Source organism: Microbacterium sp. LMI13-1-1.1 (assembly GCF_040815625.1).
In the GTDB taxonomy this organism is placed as follows: domain Bacteria; phylum Actinomycetota; class Actinomycetes; order Actinomycetales; family Microbacteriaceae; genus Microbacterium; species Microbacterium forte.
The window spans coordinates 156,875-173,058 of record NZ_JBFPNL010000008.1 but is presented as its reverse complement, the minus strand read 5'-3'; the positions used below and the strand labels follow the sequence as shown (position 1 = coordinate 173,058).

Genomic DNA, 16,184 nt, shown 5'->3' with positions numbered 1-16,184 from the left:
GCGATTCCTGCGCACCGACGGAGACGATGCAGATGGCTAAGTCGATGTGGCGCAGCGTACCGATTGGGTCGGCGTCCGTTGCGCTCGTCTTTCTGTCGGGTTGCAGTGCTTTCGCAGGAGGAGCACCGTCCAGTTATGTGGGCAACTGGGTATCGACGGACGGCCGTTCGATCATCGAGTTGAAGGACGATCACACGGGATCGTTCACGCTTTGCGAAGCAAGCGCCGAAAATGACGATCTTCGATACGACTTCGAATCAAAGAGTTGGCCCGCAACAATTCCTGTGATTTGGGAACGCCGAGTGGTATCCGATTCTGACCAGAACGAACGCATCTATCTGTATCAGGATTGGGAGTTGCGTGAGGAAACTGGTACTGGGTTCGGGGCGGACGGCGTGATTCTTGAGTGGCGTGACGGCGCCCTTGAAATGGGGGCAGACCTAGTCGTCCGGTTTAATCAGGCTGAAGGCGCCACCTTTTCCTGTGAAGCCGGGTAGCTGGCGAATGTTGAATAAGCAAGCGTTCGGGAATGGTACATGGGATCTCGAATCCTCCCGGCCATCTAATCCTGGGTGGTCCGGTGGTGCATTGGGCCGAGTCTGGGAATCCGATCAGTTCTCGGCGGCATGCTCGTGGTGAGGGTCGTTCCAATTCGAGAGATGCTCGCTTGGGTTTTGGTAAGCGCGCTTGTGACGATGTCCAGTCTTGTGATTGCTCTCGCTGCCGCCGGAGGCTTGGCGTGGGAGAAGGTGTCCGAAGGGCACACTTCCAGCCTGGGAAATGATCTAGTTCTGGCCGTGATTGGTTGCGTCCTGACCGTTGTTGTCGCATTTTTGATCTCTAGATGGAGCTCTGCAACTCCAAAATGGCCACTTCGGCTGTGGCTGATATTCGGTACTTGGGCAAGCTTTGCTTTAGTTTCGATCTGGCTAAATCGCGCAGTCGAGACTTATGGAATCGCAGAGACCCCAGGGAGTCGCATCACGATTCTCTTCGCTCTAGCGCCACTTGCGGCATCGGGTATGTTCGTGTTTCTCGTTCTCAATGCCCTCATCGTTCGACGTGAGCGTGCGAGTTCCGCCGAACCCCCCGGAACGAAATGACTCTCGGTTCAGGGCTCGGCCCGATTCGCGACGTTCGTGATGAGTGTTGTTTCGAGTGGAGGCAATATGAGTGACTCGACCCTGCCGAGCAAGGGGATGTTTCCAGAAAGGAGCCTGAGATCTCCGCTCAAGGTGTTATAGGAATTCTCGTGATTCTGGTTGGCGTTGTCCTGATGAGCCTCCACCGAGTGATTCCAAAACTGATTCGTGCTGGCCTGCGAATCTTCCTCGGCGAACCGGTCGCTGACGACGCGGTGAGGCCAGGTTCCGCGCCAGTCCACGTGCTGATAGTCGGCGTCGGGTTCGTGTTGTTCGGAGCTTTCATGCTCGTTTCCGACATGAACTGAGAATCGATTCGGGCCGCGGATGATCAATCCGACCGCCGTCGCGGTCGCCGTCGTCTTATGGCGCTGTGCGTGCCGGCTAGGTCGCGGTGGGCTGTGAGCATCGGCATCTTCGAAGAGGAGACTGAGCTCTGCTCAGGGTTGCACGCATCGAAGGGATCTCAGTTGGATCGAAAGTGACATAGTGGGCGGCGGATGTAGTATCGACGTCGATCCTGTTGTTGATCGGGAGGGTCAACACTTATGGAACCCACGCTGATCGCTGGCGGCATCCTTGTGCTTACTGGCACCGCGCTGATTCTCGCCAGGAGACGGCTTCCCCGCTTGATCCATTCCGGTCTGAAGCGATTCCACGGTGAGCCGTTTGCCGATATGGTCTTCCAGCGAACCGCACCCGGCTTGATCGTCCTCGCGGGGATCGTCATGGTGCTGCTTGGCCTATTCAACATCTTCGACGTTCTGTGGCTGCGGGACTGACCTGCCTGCCCGGTTCTCAGGTCAGTCGAGCACCCGCTCGATCACCCTCGCCACTCCGTCGTCGTCGTTCGACGCGGTGGTCTCGTCGGCGGCATCCCGCACGGCGTCCGCCGCTCCGGCCATCGCGACGCCGTGGCCGGCCCAGCGCAGCATCTCGACGTCGTTGAGGGCATCGCCGAAGGCGATGACGTCGCGGCGTTCGATCTCCAGGTGCTCGCAGAGGCGAGCCAGCCCGGTGGCCTTGGTGACGCCGTCGGCCATGACCTCGAGGAACGGGGCGCCTGACAGCGTCGCCTCGAAGCCGGTGAGTTCGAGCGCGCACAGTGCGTCGAACAGCGCTGTCGGGGCGAGCTCGGGATGCCGGATCACCAGCTTGAGGCTCGGTGCGGCGAGCACGTGGTCGAGGGCGACGCCGCCCATCGTGCGCGGATCGCGCTTGTGGTCGGCGAGGTCGGCGATCTCGGCGTAGCCGTGCTGGGGCACGAACGTCTCGCCGCCCTCCCGCACGCTCGCGAACAGCAGCCCGGGGATGCTGGCGCGCAGCGCCTCGGCCAGGGTGCGGATGGTCTCTGCCGGTAGCTCTTCGGCGAACAGCATCCGTCCGTCGACGAGGTGGGTCGCGTAGGCGCCGTTGCTGCACAGCGCCCATCCGTCGAATCCCGCATCACTCGCGAGAGTGCGCAAGCCGATCGGCTGACGGGCCGTCACCGGAACGACGTGGATGCCGCGTGCCCGCGCCGCGTCGAGCGCCGCGCGCGTGCGCACGCTCACCTCGGATGCCGACGTCAGCAGAGTGCCGTCGAGGTCCGTGGCGATCAGGCGCAGAGTCATCCGTTACGTCTCGCTTCGCTCGCTCAACGACGGGGAAGTCAGGAGAAGATCATCGGCAGGTCGTCGTCGTCTTCGTCGGCACCGCCGAGGTCGAACTCGACGACCACGGGAACGTGATCGCTGGGCTGCTCGCCCTTGCGCTCTTCCCGGTGGATGGATGCGCCGGTGACCGCCTCTGCAAGCGTCTTCGAGCCGAGGATGAAGTCGATGCGGATGCCCTCGTTGCGAGGGAACTTCAGGCGCTGGTAGTCCCAGTACGTGTAGCCCTCAGGAAGCAGCGGGCGCACGACGTCGGTGACTCCCGCGTCGCCGAACGCGAAGAAGGCCTCGCGCTCCTGCGGCGAGACGTGCGTCGAGACGCCCTCGACGATGTCGGGGTCGCCGTTGTCGGCGTCGAACGGGATGATGTTGAAGTCGCCCACCAGGGCGAGGGGCAGATCGGGGTTCGCCGCGAGCTCGGCAGCGGTCGACTTCTTCAGCTCTTCGAGCCAGTGCAGCTTGTAGGCGTAGTGCGGGTCGTCGAGCGAGCGGCCGTTCGGCACGTACAGGCTCCACACGCGCACGCCGTCGACGAGCACACCGAGGGCGCGAGCCTCGAGCGGAGCATCCGGCCCCTCATGCCCCTTGGCGAAGCCCGGCATGCCGTCGAACGCCGTGCGCACATCGGTGATCGGCAGCCGGCTCGCGATCGCGACGCCGTTCCACTGATTCAGTCCGTGGACCTCGACGTGGTAGCCGGCCTCTTCGAACGGAGCATAGGGGAACTGCTCGGGTTTGCACTTGATCTCCTGCATCGCCAGCACGTCGATGTCTTCCCTGACGGCGAACTCGACGGTGCGGGTGACGCGGGTGCGGATGGAGTTGACGTTCCAGGTGGCCAAGCGCATGCGTCAAGCCTAGGGCCCACCTCCTACACTGGATGCCGTGACCGCACTCGACGCTGACCGCCAGACCCTCCTCGACCTGATCAAGGACGAGGCCGTGTTCCACGGAGACTTCACGCTCTCGAGCGGCAAGAAAGCGACGTACTACGTCGACATGCGCAAGCTCACCCTCGACCACCGCGCCGCTCCCGCGATCGGCCGCATCATGCTCGACCTGATCGGCGACCTCGACGTCGTGGCGGTCGGTGGCCTGACCCTCGGCGCCGACCCGATCGCCAACTCGGTGCTGCACGCCTCCGTCGCCGCCGACAAGCCGCTCGATGCCTTCGTGGTGCGCAAGGAGCCGAAGGATCACGGCCGCGGCCGCCAGATCGAGGGCGCAGACGTCAAGGGCAAGCGCGTCGTGGTGCTCGAGGACACCTCGACCACCGGCCAGTCCGCGCTCAAGGCCGTCGAGGCGCTGCGCGAGGAGGGCGCCGAGATCGTCGCCGTCGCCGTGATCGTCGACCGCAAGACCGGCGCTCAGGCCGCGATCGAAGCCGAGGGTCTCGAATGGCGCGCGGCCTTCGACCTCGACGACCTCGGACTCGACCCCCAGTGACCCGCTACGCACTCGCCGTCGACGTCGGCGGCACCAAGATGGAGGCCGCGCTCGTGAGCGAGCACGGCGTGCTGGTCGACGGCAGCCGCTCGCGTCAGGCGACCGGACGCGAGGCGACGCTCGAATCGCTGGACCTGGCCGTCATCGCGATCGTCACGCATGCTCTGGCTGCTCTCCCCGCTGACGCGGAACTCGTCGGTGCGGGAGCGGGCAGTGCCGGCCCGATCGACCGCGGCGCCGGCGCGATCATGCCGGTGAACATGCCGCTTGCGCGGGGATTCGGGCTCGCGGAATCGGTGCGCTCTGCGGCATCCGCTGCGCTCGGCCGCGAGGTGCCGACCATTCTCGGCCACGACGGCGGGGCGCTCGCGCTCGCCGAGTCGTGGCTCGGTGCCACGCAGGACGCCGGCGCCTCACTGTCGATCGTCGTCTCGACCGGAGTCGGTGGAGGGTTCGTCGTCAACGGCGCATACATTCCCGGCGCCACCGGCAATGCCGGACACCTGGGCCAGGTGCGCCGCGAGGGCGGACTCACGCTCGAGGAGATCGCCTCCGGCCCGGCGAGTGCCGTCTGGGCGCAGCAGCAGGGCTGGACGGGATCGACCGGCGAGGACCTGGCGCGGGATGCTGCGGCGGGCGACACCATCGCCCGCGCTGCCATCGAACGTTCGGCGAAGGCCGTCGGCGAAGCCCTGGCGGATGCCGCGACCCTCGTCGACCTCGACACCGTCGCGATCGGCGGCGGTTTCTCTCGGGTCTCCGCCGACTACATCGACCTCGTGCAGCAGGCCCTCACCGCGAGCGCGGCGCACGACTACTCGCGTCGCACCCGAGTCGTGCGCTCGGGACTCGGTGACGAGGGGCCGCTCATCGGCGCCGCGGCGCTCGTCCTGCGCTGACGTCAGCGCCGCACTTCGCCAATCTGTCGAGGGCAGCCCCGATATCCGCCTCGAGTGCATCAAGGCTCCTGCCGAGCTTTCGGAAACCGAGCAGCAACCCCGTTCCGTCATGAATTCCGTTCGCCTCCCTAACAAATCGGCCTTACGCTCGTAGCAGGCGACGGAAGGAACACACATGCGCATGCTCGGACTGCTCTCGGGCACCTCGCACGACGGCATCGACGTCACGGTCGTGGATTTCGAGGAGAGCGAGGGCGCGCTGCACGGCACGGTGCTGCACGAGGACAGCATCCCGTACTCGCCAGACCTCCGTGCCCGACTCGTCGCCGCGCTGCCACCCGCACCGACCACCCTCGCCGAGGTCTGCGAGCTCGACACTCTGATCGGGCAGGCCTTCGCCGAGGTCGCCGCCGCGGCATCCGACGCGGTCGGGGGAGTGGATGCCGTGTGCACGCACGGCCAGACCGTCTTCCACTGGGTCGCCGACGGCCACGCGCTCGGCACGCTGCAGATCGGCCAGCCGGCATGGATCGCCGAGCGGGTCGGCGCGCCGGTCGTGTCTGACGTCCGCATCCGCGACATCACCGCAGGCGGCCACGGGGCCCCGCTCGTGTCGTTCCTCGACGAACTGCTGCTGCGCGGCCGCGCCGGGGTGTCGGCGGCGGTCAATCTCGGCGGCATCGCGAACATGACCGTGGTGGGCGCCGACGGGCTCTCGGCGTTTGACATCGGTCCGGCGAACGCGCTGGTCGACGCCGTCGTCGTGGCGGAAGGGCTGAACGAGCGCGGGTACGACGCGGACGCCGCGATCGCCCGCACCGGATCGGTCGACGAGGCGCTGCTGGCCACGCTCCTCGCCGACCCCTATTACGCGCTCCCCGCCCCGAAGAGCACGGGCAAGGAGCACTTCCACCTCGACTATGTGCGCGGCCACGTCGACCGGGCGCAGCACGACATCGCAGCGGAAGACCTCGTGCGCACCCTCACGGAACTCACCGTCCGCACGGTGGCTCAGGACGTGCGTGCCGCCGGCATCCGATTCCTGGCCGTCTCCGGTGGCGGATGCCACAACCCGCTGATCATGCAGGGACTGCGCGATGCGCTCCCCGGCGTCGAGGTCGTGCTCGCCGATGAGCTCGGTGCCCCGGTCGACAGCAAGGAGGCGATCCTCTTCGCCCTGATCGGGTGGTGCACCCTGCACGGAGTCGCCGCGGTGACGCCCGGCGGCACGGGAGCTCGCGAGCCGCGCATCCTCGGCACGATCACACCGGGCGCCGGGCCGTTGCGCATGCCCGAGCCCGTCGAGCGCGTGCGCAGCCTGACGCTGCGCTGATCCACGTCGGGTGCGAAGCGCCGCCGGTCAGCGCTTGCGGTCGTCGTCGTCCCAGGGGCCTTCCCACCAGCCGGCGCGGCCGTCGCCGTCGCCTCCGCCGCGGCGACGGGAGCGGACGACCTGCACGATGAACACGGTGAGCGAGCTGAGCAGGATCACGAAGATCACCAGGAACAGCAGGTCGGACTGGTTCATGGGCGCTTCCCTTCGGCGGCATCCGCCACGATCTTCGCGATCCGCGCGGATCGCGTCTCTGCACGCTTTGCCATCGCGATGTGCGTCAGGCCGAACTTCTTGACCGACTTCGGAAAGGCGTCCCAGTTGGCTCGTGCAGCGGGCACGGCATCCAGCGCCTCGGTCAGCTCCGGCGGCTCGATGCCCGCCTCCGGGCCGTCGAGCAGTGTCCACGACCCGTCGGCCTTGGCGGTCTCGAGCACGCGGATGCCGGCGGGCGCGAGCAGCCCGGCGGCCTCGAGGTCGATCAGCCGCGCCTTGTTGGTCGCCGCCCACCCGCTGCCGCGTCGGCGGGGCGAGAACCACTGACCCACGGTCTCGTCGTCGAACGTGCGCACGGGGCCGTCGATCCATCCGAAGCACAGAGCCTGACGCACGGCGTCGTCGTATCCCACCCTGCCCTCGTTCTGACCGCGCACGCTCAACAGCCAGACGCCGGAGGTGCGCTCGTGATGCTCTTCGAGCCAGGCGCGCCAAGCGGCCGCATCCGCTGCGACGACCCGTTCTCCTTCGTCGAGCGCGCCCATCTCAGTCCTCGTCGAGCGTCGGAATCGACTCGGTGACCGTCGGCAGCAGATCGGCGACCGAGTCGACGATCTCGTCGGGGCGGAACGGGTACTTCTCGACCTCGGCCTCGTCGCTGATGCCCGTCATGACGAGCACGGTGTGCAGTCCTGCCTCGATGCCGGCGATGATGTCGGTGTCCATGCGGTCGCCGATCATGCCGGTCTTCTTCGAGTGCGCGCCGATCTTGTTGAGGGCCGAGCGGAACATCATCGGGTTCGGCTTGCCGACGACGTACGGCTCCTTGCCCGTGGCCTTGGTGATCAGGGCCGCGATCGCGCCCGTCGCCGGCATCACGCCGTCGGCTGACGGCCCGGTGGCATCCGGGTTCGTGACGATGAAGCGCGCGCCCTTGATGATGAGCCGGATCGCCTTGGTGATCGCCTCGAACGAGTAGTTGCGGGTCTCGCCGACGACCACGAAGTCGGGGTTCGTCTCGGTCATGATGAAGCCGGCCTCGTGCAGGGCTGTGAGGATGCCCGCCTCGCCGATCACGAAGGCCGAGCCGCCGGGCAGCTGCTGCGCGAGGAAGTCGGCCGTCGCCAGTGCCGAGGTCCAGATCCGCTCCTCGGGCACGACGAGACCGCTGGCGCGAAGGCGGGCCGACAGGTCACGAGCAGTGAAGATCGAGTTGTTCGTCAGCACGAGGTAGGGGATCTCGTTCTGCTCCCACCCTGCGAGCAGCTCGGACGCTCCGGGGATGGCATCGTTCTCATGAACGAGCACGCCGTCCATGTCGGTCAGCCAGCATTCGATGTTGTCGCGGTGTGCCATGTGCACAGCCTATGCGGCGGCGGTTACGGGCAGGTGTCAGGTTCTGACGAGGTTCTCAGGCGCTGAGCCAGACGACCTGCGCGGCGCCGTCGGGGAGCTCGGTCGCGGTGCCCTCGAGCTCGATGCCCGTGGGGGTGGTCGTGATGTTCGCGGCGACGGTGACGCCCGCCCCCTCGAGAGCACGCAGCAGTTCCGGGTCTCGGTCATCGACGCGCAGCACGCGTCCGACGTGCCCCGACGGCGCATCGGCGAGAAGCACGAAAGGTTCGCGTTCGACGACACCTGCGGCATCGGGGATCGCGTCGCCGTGCGGGTCGAACCGCGGGCGTCCGAGGCGTGCGTCGATGCCCTCGAGCAGACGGTCGCTGATCGTGTGCTCGAGCACCTCGGCTTCGTCGTGCACCTCGTCCCATCCGTAGCCGAACTCCTGCACCAGCCAGGTCTCGATCAGGCGGTGTCGACGCACCATGGCCAGAGCTCGCTGCGTGCCGGCATCCGTCAAGCGCACCGCGCCGTAGGGAACGTGCGAGACGAGCCCGGCGGCGGCGAGCTTCTTGACCATCTCGGTCACCGACGACGGGGCGATGCCGAGCTTCGCCGCGAGCACCGAGGGGGTGATCGGCGCGTCCTGCCATTCGGTGTGCGCGTAGACGGTCTTCAGGTAGTCGTCTGCTGCAGGGGATGCCACGGGTCCAGCCTAGATCAGGGGTTCGCGACGTCGACGAGGATCCCGAAGGCGACCTGGCCCGCGAAGAACACGATGAGGAACCCGAGCAGCGCGGCGAACAGCGAGAGCCGACCGTCGAACCCCTCGATCTCGGCGATGCCGATCTTGCGCGCGCGGAAGGCCAGCACGAGGGTCGCGATGCCCAGGGCGAGCTGCACCCAGGGACCGCCGAAGGGCAGCACGGTGGGGAAGGCGACGAGCAGCCCGCCGATCACGCCGGTCGCGATGCCGATCCAGGTGAGGATGCGGACGTTGCGGCGCGCGGTTTCGGCAGACATCCTTCGAGCCTAACCGTCGGAGCACTCCGCCGCGCACGCTGTGAATCGTGTCAATCGGCCCGGATTCCTTGACGGGGGACGAGCTCTGCGGGTAGCTTCGACCGGGCACGGGAAAACGCTATCCGAGCGGGCGCCATGCCCAGAGAAGGATTTCGACGATGAATATCCGACACCAATCGTTCCGCGCCGTCGTGGCGGTGGCCGCAGTCGGCTGCCTCCTCGTGGGAGGCGCGCAGAGTGCGACGGCGGCGTCGCCCACAGCGCCGACGGCCGGTCGCCATGACTCCGGTCCGAAGACGCCACAGCTCGAGACGCTCGACCGCGGTCTTGTCGCCGTCTCGACCGCCGGCGGGGTCTTCCTCAGCTGGAGACTGCTCGCCACCGAGGCGAGCGGTGCGACCGCCACGGGGCTCGCGGGTCCCGACTTCGCCGTCTACCGCGACGGAGCGAAGATCGCCACGATCACCGACAGCACGAACTACGCGGATGCCGACGGCGCGGCCGCATCGCAGTACTCCGTGGTCCCGGTGGTGAACGGCGTCGAGCTGACGGCATCCGCATCGCCGTCCGTGTCTGCGTGGGCTGAGGGGCACTACGATCTTCCGCTGCAGAAGCCCGCCGACGGCGTCACACCGAAGGGCGAGGCCTACACCTACTCGGCCAACGACGTGTCGGTCGGCGACGTCGACGGCGACGGGCAATACGAGTACGTCGTGAAGTGGGACCCCTCGAACTCGAAGGACGTCTCGCAGCGCGGCTACACGGGCCCCGTCTACCTCGACACCTACGAGCTCGACGGCACGCTGCTCAATCGCCTCGATCTCGGCGTGAACATCCGCGCCGGTGCGCACTACACGCAGTTCCTCGTCTACGACTTCGACGGCGACGGACGCTCCGAGACGATGCTGAAGACGGCCCCTGGCACGAAGTCCGTGCAGTACACCGCCGACGGCAGCGTCGCGAGCGAGTCGTACATCACGCTGCCGAAAGACGACCGCAAGGCGGGCTACTCGAACGACGACGACTACCGACTCAGCGCCGCGGACTACGAGCAGCACCTCGTCGAGATGTTCCTCGGCTGGAGTGAGCGGGAGGAGGTCGTGTCGGGTCAGTGGCCGGCCACTCTCGAAGAGGCGTGGGGCATGCCCGTCGCGCACGAGTATCCGCTCTCTCCCGAGTCGGCGCAGGAGCTCGCCAGGACCTTCATCGACGTGTACGCGCCCGGTCGCAGCGCTCGCAACCTGCTGCGAGAGTTCGAGGGGTTCATCGTCGACGGGCCCGAGTACCTCACCGTCTTCGACAGCGCGACGGGCAAGGAGCTGCAGACCATCCCGTATCCGACCGAGCGCGGCGACGACGGCCTGCTGTGGGGCGACTACGCGATGTCGCGCATCGAGCCGGGCAACCGCGTCGACCGCTTCCTCGCGGGAGTCGGATACCTCGACGGTCAGCATCCGTCCGCGGTCTTCGACCGCGGCTACTACACACGTACGACCGTCGCGGCCTTCGACTGGGACGGCAAGCGGCTGAAGGCCCGCTGGGATGTCGACAGCGGCCACGTGCCCATGACCAACCCGTTCAACGACTCCCCGCACGGCAGGGACGGCACCGACCCCGAGTTCGGCACCATCACGACGCAGGGCGATCACTCGCTGAGCTTCGCCGACGTGGATGGCGACGGCAGGCAGGAGCTCGTCTACGGTTCCGCGACGATCGACGACGACGGCAGCCTGCTGTACAGCTCGTTCGACGTGCTCCCCGAGGGCAGTGCGGATCCCGGAGCATCGGTGCGCCTGGGACACGGCGACGCGATGCACGTGACAGACATCGATCCGAGCCGCCCCGGTGTGGAGATCTGGACAGCCCATGAGGGCGCGACCAGCGCACCTTACGGGTCTGTGATGCGTGACGCCGCCACGGGAGAGTCCCTCTTCGGCGCCTACTCGGGCCGAGACACGGGTCGGGCGATGATCGGCGACGTGCGGCCGGACGTGCCCGGCATCGAGGTGTGGTCGAGCATGCCCGGCGGCACGGAGGGCAGCGGTCTGCTCAGTGCGAGGGGCGAGGTGCTGCAGGCGCAGACGCCCGGCACGAACATGTCGATCCGCTGGGCGGGCGACCTGACGACGCAGCTCGTCAACGGCAGCGGCGACCAGACGCCGACCATCGACGACTGGACGCGAGGCACTGTGCTCACCGCGACGGGCACGCTCACCAACAACGGCACGAAGGGCAACCCCTCGCTCGTCGCCGATGTGCTGGGCGACTGGCGCGAGGAGCTGCTGGTGCGCACGGCCGACTCGAGCGCGCTGCGGTTCTTCACCACGACCGAGCCCACGGCGCACAAGCTCACGACCCTCATGCACGATGTGCAGTACCGGGCTGAGACCGCGCGTCAGCAGACGACCTACAACCAGCCGGCGTACACCTCGTTCTATCTCGCGAGTGACCTCGACTGGGCGAACGTGCCGGTGCTGACGGCCCCGACGGAGCCGAAGGCGCCGAAGTTCACCGACAAGCCGGGCACCTCTCGCGACGAGGTCAAGGTGCCGACGAACGTGAAGGGCGTCAGCTACTACGTGAACGGCGAGAAGGTCGAATCGCCGGGCGGCAAGGTGCGGGTCACCGGTGAGGTGACCGTCGTGGCGGTGCCGGACGCCGGCTACCGCATCGCCGACGGCGCGACCTCGCGATGGACGGAGAACCTCCGCTCTCGGTGACAGATCGCCGCCCCGAGTCGACTCTTCCCGTGCCGGCTCGGGGCGGTTCTGTGCGCCCTGCGTCTTGCGTCCTGACCCCTGCGTCTTGCGTCCCGGTGCCTGTCTGCTCGAGGGGCTGCGGTTCAGGCGCCGGTGAGCACCAGCCAGAGCAGGGCGCCGTTGAGGGCGATGAGCAGGACGGACGCGATGATGCCGGCCGCCGTCGTCCACAGGCGGTTCGCCCAGACGCCGAGTGTGCGGCGCTGAGCCGTGAGCGCGATGAGCGGGATCAGGGCGAAGGGGATGCCGAACGAGAGCACGACCTGGCTGAGCACGAGGGCGAGCGTCGGATCGAAGCCGATGCCGAGGATCACGAGCGCGGGGATCAGAGTCACCAGCCGACGCGCGAGCAGCGGGATGCGCACGTGCAGCAGTCCGTGCATGATCTCGGCCCCCGCGTAGGCGCCCACCGACGTCGAGGCGAGGCCTGAGGCCAGCAGCCCTACCGCGAAGAACGTCGCGACGACAGGACCGAGCCCTGTGGCCAGCGCGGCGTGCGCGCCTTCGAGCGAGTCGGTGCCCTCGACACCGGCGAGGTTCGCGGCCGCGAGCAGCAGGATGCCGAGATTCACCGTACCCGCGATGACCATCGCGATCGAGACGTCCCACCGGGTCGCGGTGAGCAGGCGACGGATGCGCGAGGTCTCCGTGCGCACGGCCTCCGTCGGCGCATCGGTCGTCGTCGAGCCGAAGCGGTCTCGGGTGAGCGACGAGTGCGCGTAGATCGCGTGCGGCATGATCGTGGCACCGAGGATGGATGCGGCGAGCAGCACCGATCCGGTGTCCTCGAAGCGGGGCACGAGGCCGCCGACGATGCTCGAGGCGTCGGGCGGGGCGACGAAGAGGCCCGCGATGAAACCCACGGTGATGATCACCATGAGCGCGATGATCACGAACTCGAAGGGTCGGGGCCCTCGGCGGCTCTGCACCGCCAGCAGGATCATCGACACCGCCCCGGTGATGATCCCGCCGAGCAGCAGGGGGATGTCGAACAGCAGATACAGAGCGACGGCGCCGCCGATGACCTCGGCCAGATCGGTCGCCATCGCGACGAGCTCGGCCTGCAGCCAGTACGCGCGTCGTGCCCACGGGTTCTTCAGTCGCGTTCCCAGCACTTCGGGCAGGCTCTGACCGGTGACGACTCCGAGTTTGGCCGAGAGGTACTGGATCAGCCAGGCCATGATGTTGCCGGCGACCACGACCCACACGAGCAGGTACCCGTACTGAGCGCCCGCGGTCATGTTGCTCGCGACGTTGCCCGGATCGAGATACGCGACGCCGGCCACCAGCGCGGGGCCGAGAAGCCAGAGGCTGCGGGGCGCGGTGGCGCGAGCGGTCGGCGCAGCCGTCTCGAGTGCGGAATTTTTAGGCATGCCGAAATCGTAGCGGATTTTTCGGTGTACCTAAATATGCTGTGCGGGGCTCGGCGGATAGCCTGGCGGAATGGAAGAGCAGGCGGCCGCGGATGCAGCAGAGACAGGCGGATCGTCGGCGCAGCCCGGCTACGGAGTGGGGCCGTGGCCCGGAGGCGAGGCGGAATGGCCCGCGGGAGAGCAGTACGACCCTGAGCTGCTGACGGTCGGCGACACGCGCAATGTGATCGATCGCTACCGCTACTGGCGGATGGACGCGATCGTCGCCGACCTCGACACCAGACGGCATCCGTTCCACGTCGCGATCGAGAACTGGCAGCACGACATGAACATCGGCTCGATCGTGCGCAGCGCCAACGCGTTCCTCGCCGATACCGTGCACATCATCGGGCGGCGCCGCTGGAACAGACGGGGCGCCATGGTCACCGACCGCTACCAGCACGTCGTGCACCACGAGGACGTGGAGACGTTCACCGCCTGGGCCGCGGCAGAGGGGCTGCCGGTCATCGCGGTCGACAACGTCGACGGCGCAGTGCCGGTCGACCGCGCCGACCTGCCGCAGCGCTGCGTGCTGCTGTTCGGACAGGAGGGGCCGGGGCTGTCGGATGCCGCGCTCGCCGCGGCGTCGGCCCATATCGAGATCACGCAGTACGGCTCGACGCGATCGATCAACGCCAGCGCGGCAGCCGCCGTGATCATGTACGAGTGGTGCCGGAGGCACGCGGGCTGACAGGTGGGCGGACCCTCTCGACACGGCGGCTGCGCGGGCGTAGCGTGAGTGCCGATCTGAGGAGGTCGACATGGCAGAGATCAGTCGCATCCGCCCGTTCCTCTGGTTCGACGGTCAGGCGCAGGAGGCGATGGAGTACTACGTCTCGGTGTTCCCGAACTCGTCGATCGACCAGGTGGTGCTCTACCCCGACGAATCGCTCGATCGACACTTCGAAGGGATGACCGGCAAGGTCCTCAACGGCGACTTCACGCTGAACGGCTCGCCGTTCGGATGCCTCGACGGCGGACCTGAGTTCGCGTTCAACGAGTCGATCTCGTTCGTGATCGGATGCGAGGACCAGGCCGAGATCGACCACTACTGGCAGGCGCTCTCGGCCGTGCCGGAGTCGGAGGCGTGCGGTTGGTGCAAGGACAGGTTCGGCGTCAGCTGGCAGGTCGTGCCCGCAGGCCTCGATCTGCTGCAGCAGAGGCCGGAGCAGATCCAGGCGCTCATGCACATGAAGAAGATCGTGATCGCCGAACTCGAGAACGCCTGACCTCTCGCGGCGTCCTCAGTCGCGATCTATGCCGAACGTGTTCCGGTATAGGGCCGTCACATCGCGGTCGAGCGTGTCGATCCGGCGATGCACGCTCTGGATCTCAGTCTTCACGACATGGATGAACAAGGTCGAGACGACCGTGACCATGCCGAACATCGCGGCGGCGAAGACGCCGATCAGGACCCACACCTGAGGCTCGTTCATGGTCAGCACGCTCCGATTCTCGTTCGCTTCCGATGAGAATGCCAGGGCTGCGACGGGAGAGTTTCCGAGATTCCGGGATACGTGCAGAACTCCGGATTCGCAGTGATCGTGCAGTGCTAGACGCCGGCAGTGACCCAGCGTCCCGAGCGCACGCGCCAGCCGAGGGTGGCCAGCCGAGCGAGCAGGTACACCCCGAAGAACGCGACCGAGAGCCAGACGAGACCTGCGGTGTCGTCGACGCCGGTCGCGGCGATGACCCAGAGTGCCGGGAGGAACGGCAGGAGGTTCAGGCCACCCGCGATCGCGAGATAGCGCGCGTCGTTCGCACCCATCAGCACCCCGTCGAGCACGAAGACGACACCCGCGATCGGCTGCGCGACCGCGAGGATGAGGAGCGCAGGCTGCACGAGCGCGGCGATCGACGGATCGCCCGTGAACACGATGCCGAGCACACCCGAGAGCGCCGCGATGAGCGCGCCGACCACGACGCCGAACCACACTCCCCAGGCGACCGTGCGTCTGAGCACCCGGTGCACCTGCCGTTCGTCGCCCGCGCCGAGCTCCTTGCCGATCAGTGCCTGGGCCGCGATCGCGAGGGCATCCAGTGCGAACGCGGCCGCCGAGAAGATGGTGAAGACGATCTGCCACCCGGCGAGTTCCTCCGTGCCGATGCCCGTGGCGACCGCGACGGTCGCCAACAGCGCAGCCCGCAGGCTCACCGTGCGCAGGAACAGCCAGCCGCCCGAACGCGCAGTGCTGCCCATGCCCGCTCGCTGCGCCATCAGCGACGCATCGTGCTTCGCGGCGAGGCGCCGGATCACGAGCACGTAGGCGCCGACCATGCCCCACTGGGCGACGACCGTGCCGGCCGCCGACCCGGCGATGCCCCAGCCCAGCCCGTAGATGAACAGCACGTTGAGCAGCGCGTTCGCGCCGAAGCCGATGCCGGCGATCCACAGGGGCGTCATGGTGTCCTGCATCCCGCGGAGCAGTCCGGTGGCGGCGAACACGATGAGCATCGCCGGGAGCCCCCACATCGAGACGACCAGATAGGCGTTGGCATCGGCGGCCACGGCCTCGCTCGCGCCGAACAGCGACACGAGCCACGGCGAGGCGACCGCCCCGGCCGCGGCGAGCACGGCCCCGATCGCCAGCGCCAGCCACATGCCGTTGATCCCGACCGAGACGGCCTCGCCCGGCCTGCCGGCGCCGAACAGCCTGGCGACGGCCGGGGTCGTCGAGTAGGCGAGGAAGACCATGAGTCCGACGATCGTCTGCAGCACCGCACCCGCGATGCCGAGCCCGGCGAGCGGCGTCGTGCCGAGGTGCCCGACCAGGGCGGCGTCGACGATGAGGAACGCGGGCTCCGCCATCAGGGCGCCGAGCGCGGGGACGGCGAGGCGCAGGATCTCACGATTGAGAGTGCGCTCGGTCATCCTCCGAGCCTATGGGCTGGCGCCGACCTCAGAGCATCCAGCGCGCCCGCACTCGGCCCGCCGGATCCCGTGCAGTCGTACCCTGGAGGAAT

The 16,184-nt window shown here is 67.5% G+C and carries 19 protein-coding genes; 8 read left to right on the top strand and 11 right to left on the bottom strand.

What is annotated here, in order from left to right:
- The first annotated feature begins 32 nt into the window (after positions 1 to 32).
- The gene (locus MRBLMI13_RS18205; protein WP_367824424.1) at positions 33 to 497 is read left to right on the top strand and encodes a hypothetical protein; all 465 of its coding nucleotides are present in this window, start codon (positions 33 to 35) and stop codon (positions 495 to 497) included.
- 614 nt (positions 498 to 1,111) lie between these two features.
- Here MRBLMI13_RS18205 and MRBLMI13_RS18200 read toward each other — a convergent pair.
- Positions 1,112 to 1,384, bottom strand: coding sequence for a hypothetical protein (locus tag MRBLMI13_RS18200; RefSeq protein WP_367824422.1), 273 nt, complete (start codon positions 1,382 to 1,384; stop codon positions 1,112 to 1,114).
- Positions 1,385 to 1,690: 306 nt separating this feature from the next.
- Between MRBLMI13_RS18200 and MRBLMI13_RS18195 the strand changes: the two genes are divergently transcribed.
- Positions 1,691 to 1,924, top strand: a complete 234-nt coding sequence (locus tag MRBLMI13_RS18195) for a hypothetical protein (RefSeq protein WP_367824420.1) — start codon at positions 1,691 to 1,693, stop codon at positions 1,922 to 1,924.
- 21 nt (positions 1,925 to 1,945) lie between these two features.
- On the opposite strand, the gene MRBLMI13_RS18190 is transcribed toward MRBLMI13_RS18195, so the two are convergent.
- Both MRBLMI13_RS18190 and MRBLMI13_RS18185 read right to left on the bottom strand, forming a co-directional pair.
- A complete protein-coding gene (locus MRBLMI13_RS18190; protein ID WP_367824418.1) occupies positions 1,946 to 2,755 on the bottom strand; it encodes a Cof-type HAD-IIB family hydrolase in 810 nt (269 codons plus the stop codon).
- A gap of 38 nt (positions 2,756 to 2,793) precedes the next feature.
- Positions 2,794 to 3,642, bottom strand: a complete 849-nt coding sequence (locus MRBLMI13_RS18185) for an exodeoxyribonuclease III (RefSeq protein WP_367824416.1) — start codon at positions 3,640 to 3,642, stop codon at positions 2,794 to 2,796.
- 37 nt (positions 3,643 to 3,679) lie between these two features.
- On the opposite strand from MRBLMI13_RS18185, the gene pyrE reads away from it, so the two are divergent.
- From pyrE to MRBLMI13_RS18170, 3 genes are all read left to right on the top strand, one after another.
- On the top strand, positions 3,680 to 4,240 hold the full coding sequence (gene pyrE, locus MRBLMI13_RS18180) for an orotate phosphoribosyltransferase (protein ID WP_367824414.1): 561 nt from the start codon (positions 3,680 to 3,682) through the stop codon (positions 4,238 to 4,240).
- On the top strand, positions 4,237 to 5,139 hold the full coding sequence (locus MRBLMI13_RS18175) for an ROK family protein (protein WP_367824412.1): 903 nt from the start codon (positions 4,237 to 4,239) through the stop codon (positions 5,137 to 5,139). Before pyrE ends, MRBLMI13_RS18175 begins: the two co-directional genes overlap by 4 nt.
- Before the next feature lie 175 nt (positions 5,140 to 5,314).
- Positions 5,315 to 6,472, top strand: coding sequence for an anhydro-N-acetylmuramic acid kinase (locus tag MRBLMI13_RS18170; protein WP_367824410.1), 1,158 nt, complete (start codon positions 5,315 to 5,317; stop codon positions 6,470 to 6,472).
- Positions 6,473 to 6,499: 27 nt separating this feature from the next.
- On the opposite strand, the gene MRBLMI13_RS18165 is transcribed toward MRBLMI13_RS18170, so the two are convergent.
- Genes MRBLMI13_RS18165 through MRBLMI13_RS18145 form a run of 5 tightly spaced genes read right to left on the bottom strand, consistent with a single transcriptional unit; the run spans position 6,500 to position 9,049 of the window.
- Positions 6,500 to 6,667, bottom strand: coding sequence for a hypothetical protein (locus tag MRBLMI13_RS18165; RefSeq protein ID WP_367824408.1), 168 nt, complete (start codon positions 6,665 to 6,667; stop codon positions 6,500 to 6,502).
- Positions 6,664 to 7,233 (bottom strand): YdeI/OmpD-associated family protein, encoded by a 570-nt coding sequence (locus MRBLMI13_RS18160; protein WP_042541271.1) that lies wholly within the window; start codon positions 7,231 to 7,233, stop codon positions 6,664 to 6,666. The genes MRBLMI13_RS18165 and MRBLMI13_RS18160 overlap by 4 nt, the downstream gene beginning before the upstream one ends.
- 1 nt (position 7,234) lies before the next feature.
- Entirely contained in the window at positions 7,235 to 8,044 is an 810-nt protein-coding gene (locus MRBLMI13_RS18155) for an HAD-IIA family hydrolase (RefSeq protein ID WP_056374561.1), read from the bottom strand.
- Positions 8,045 to 8,099: 55 nt separating this feature from the next.
- Positions 8,100 to 8,732 carry a metal-dependent transcriptional regulator gene (locus MRBLMI13_RS18150; RefSeq protein WP_042541275.1) on the bottom strand — a complete coding sequence of 211 codons (633 nt, stop codon included), beginning with the start codon at positions 8,730 to 8,732 and terminating at the stop codon, positions 8,100 to 8,102.
- A gap of 14 nt (positions 8,733 to 8,746) precedes the next feature.
- Positions 8,747 to 9,049 carry a hypothetical protein gene (locus tag MRBLMI13_RS18145; protein ID WP_056374557.1) on the bottom strand — a complete coding sequence of 101 codons (303 nt, stop codon included), beginning with the start codon at positions 9,047 to 9,049 and terminating at the stop codon, positions 8,747 to 8,749.
- A gap of 158 nt (positions 9,050 to 9,207) precedes the next feature.
- On the opposite strand from MRBLMI13_RS18145, the gene MRBLMI13_RS18140 reads away from it, so the two are divergent.
- Positions 9,208 to 11,769, top strand: a complete 2,562-nt coding sequence (locus tag MRBLMI13_RS18140; protein WP_367824405.1) for a rhamnogalacturonan lyase — start codon at positions 9,208 to 9,210, stop codon at positions 11,767 to 11,769.
- A 122-nt stretch (positions 11,770 to 11,891) separates the two neighbouring features.
- On the opposite strand, the gene MRBLMI13_RS18135 is transcribed toward MRBLMI13_RS18140, so the two are convergent.
- Positions 11,892 to 13,181, bottom strand: a complete 1,290-nt coding sequence (locus MRBLMI13_RS18135) for an Nramp family divalent metal transporter (protein ID WP_367824403.1) — start codon at positions 13,179 to 13,181, stop codon at positions 11,892 to 11,894.
- A 70-nt stretch (positions 13,182 to 13,251) separates the two neighbouring features.
- Between MRBLMI13_RS18135 and MRBLMI13_RS18130 the strand changes: the two genes are divergently transcribed.
- Together MRBLMI13_RS18130 and MRBLMI13_RS18125 are read left to right on the top strand one after the other, a co-directional pair.
- Positions 13,252 to 13,911: a TrmH family RNA methyltransferase gene (locus tag MRBLMI13_RS18130; protein ID WP_194285970.1), complete on the top strand. Its 660-nt coding sequence runs from the start codon at positions 13,252 to 13,254 to the stop codon at positions 13,909 to 13,911.
- A gap of 70 nt (positions 13,912 to 13,981) precedes the next feature.
- Positions 13,982 to 14,449: a VOC family protein gene (locus MRBLMI13_RS18125; RefSeq protein WP_153302259.1), complete on the top strand. Its 468-nt coding sequence runs from the start codon at positions 13,982 to 13,984 to the stop codon at positions 14,447 to 14,449.
- 15 nt (positions 14,450 to 14,464) lie between these two features.
- Here the strand turns inward: MRBLMI13_RS18125 and MRBLMI13_RS18120 are convergent, their stop codons facing one another.
- Both MRBLMI13_RS18120 and MRBLMI13_RS18115 read right to left on the bottom strand, forming a co-directional pair.
- Positions 14,465 to 14,656, bottom strand: coding sequence for a hypothetical protein (locus tag MRBLMI13_RS18120; RefSeq protein WP_367824478.1), 192 nt, complete (start codon positions 14,654 to 14,656; stop codon positions 14,465 to 14,467).
- A 116-nt stretch (positions 14,657 to 14,772) separates the two neighbouring features.
- Positions 14,773 to 16,092, bottom strand: coding sequence for an MATE family efflux transporter (locus MRBLMI13_RS18115; RefSeq protein WP_056374550.1), 1,320 nt, complete (start codon positions 16,090 to 16,092; stop codon positions 14,773 to 14,775).
- Positions 16,093 to 16,184: the final 92 nt, after the last annotated feature.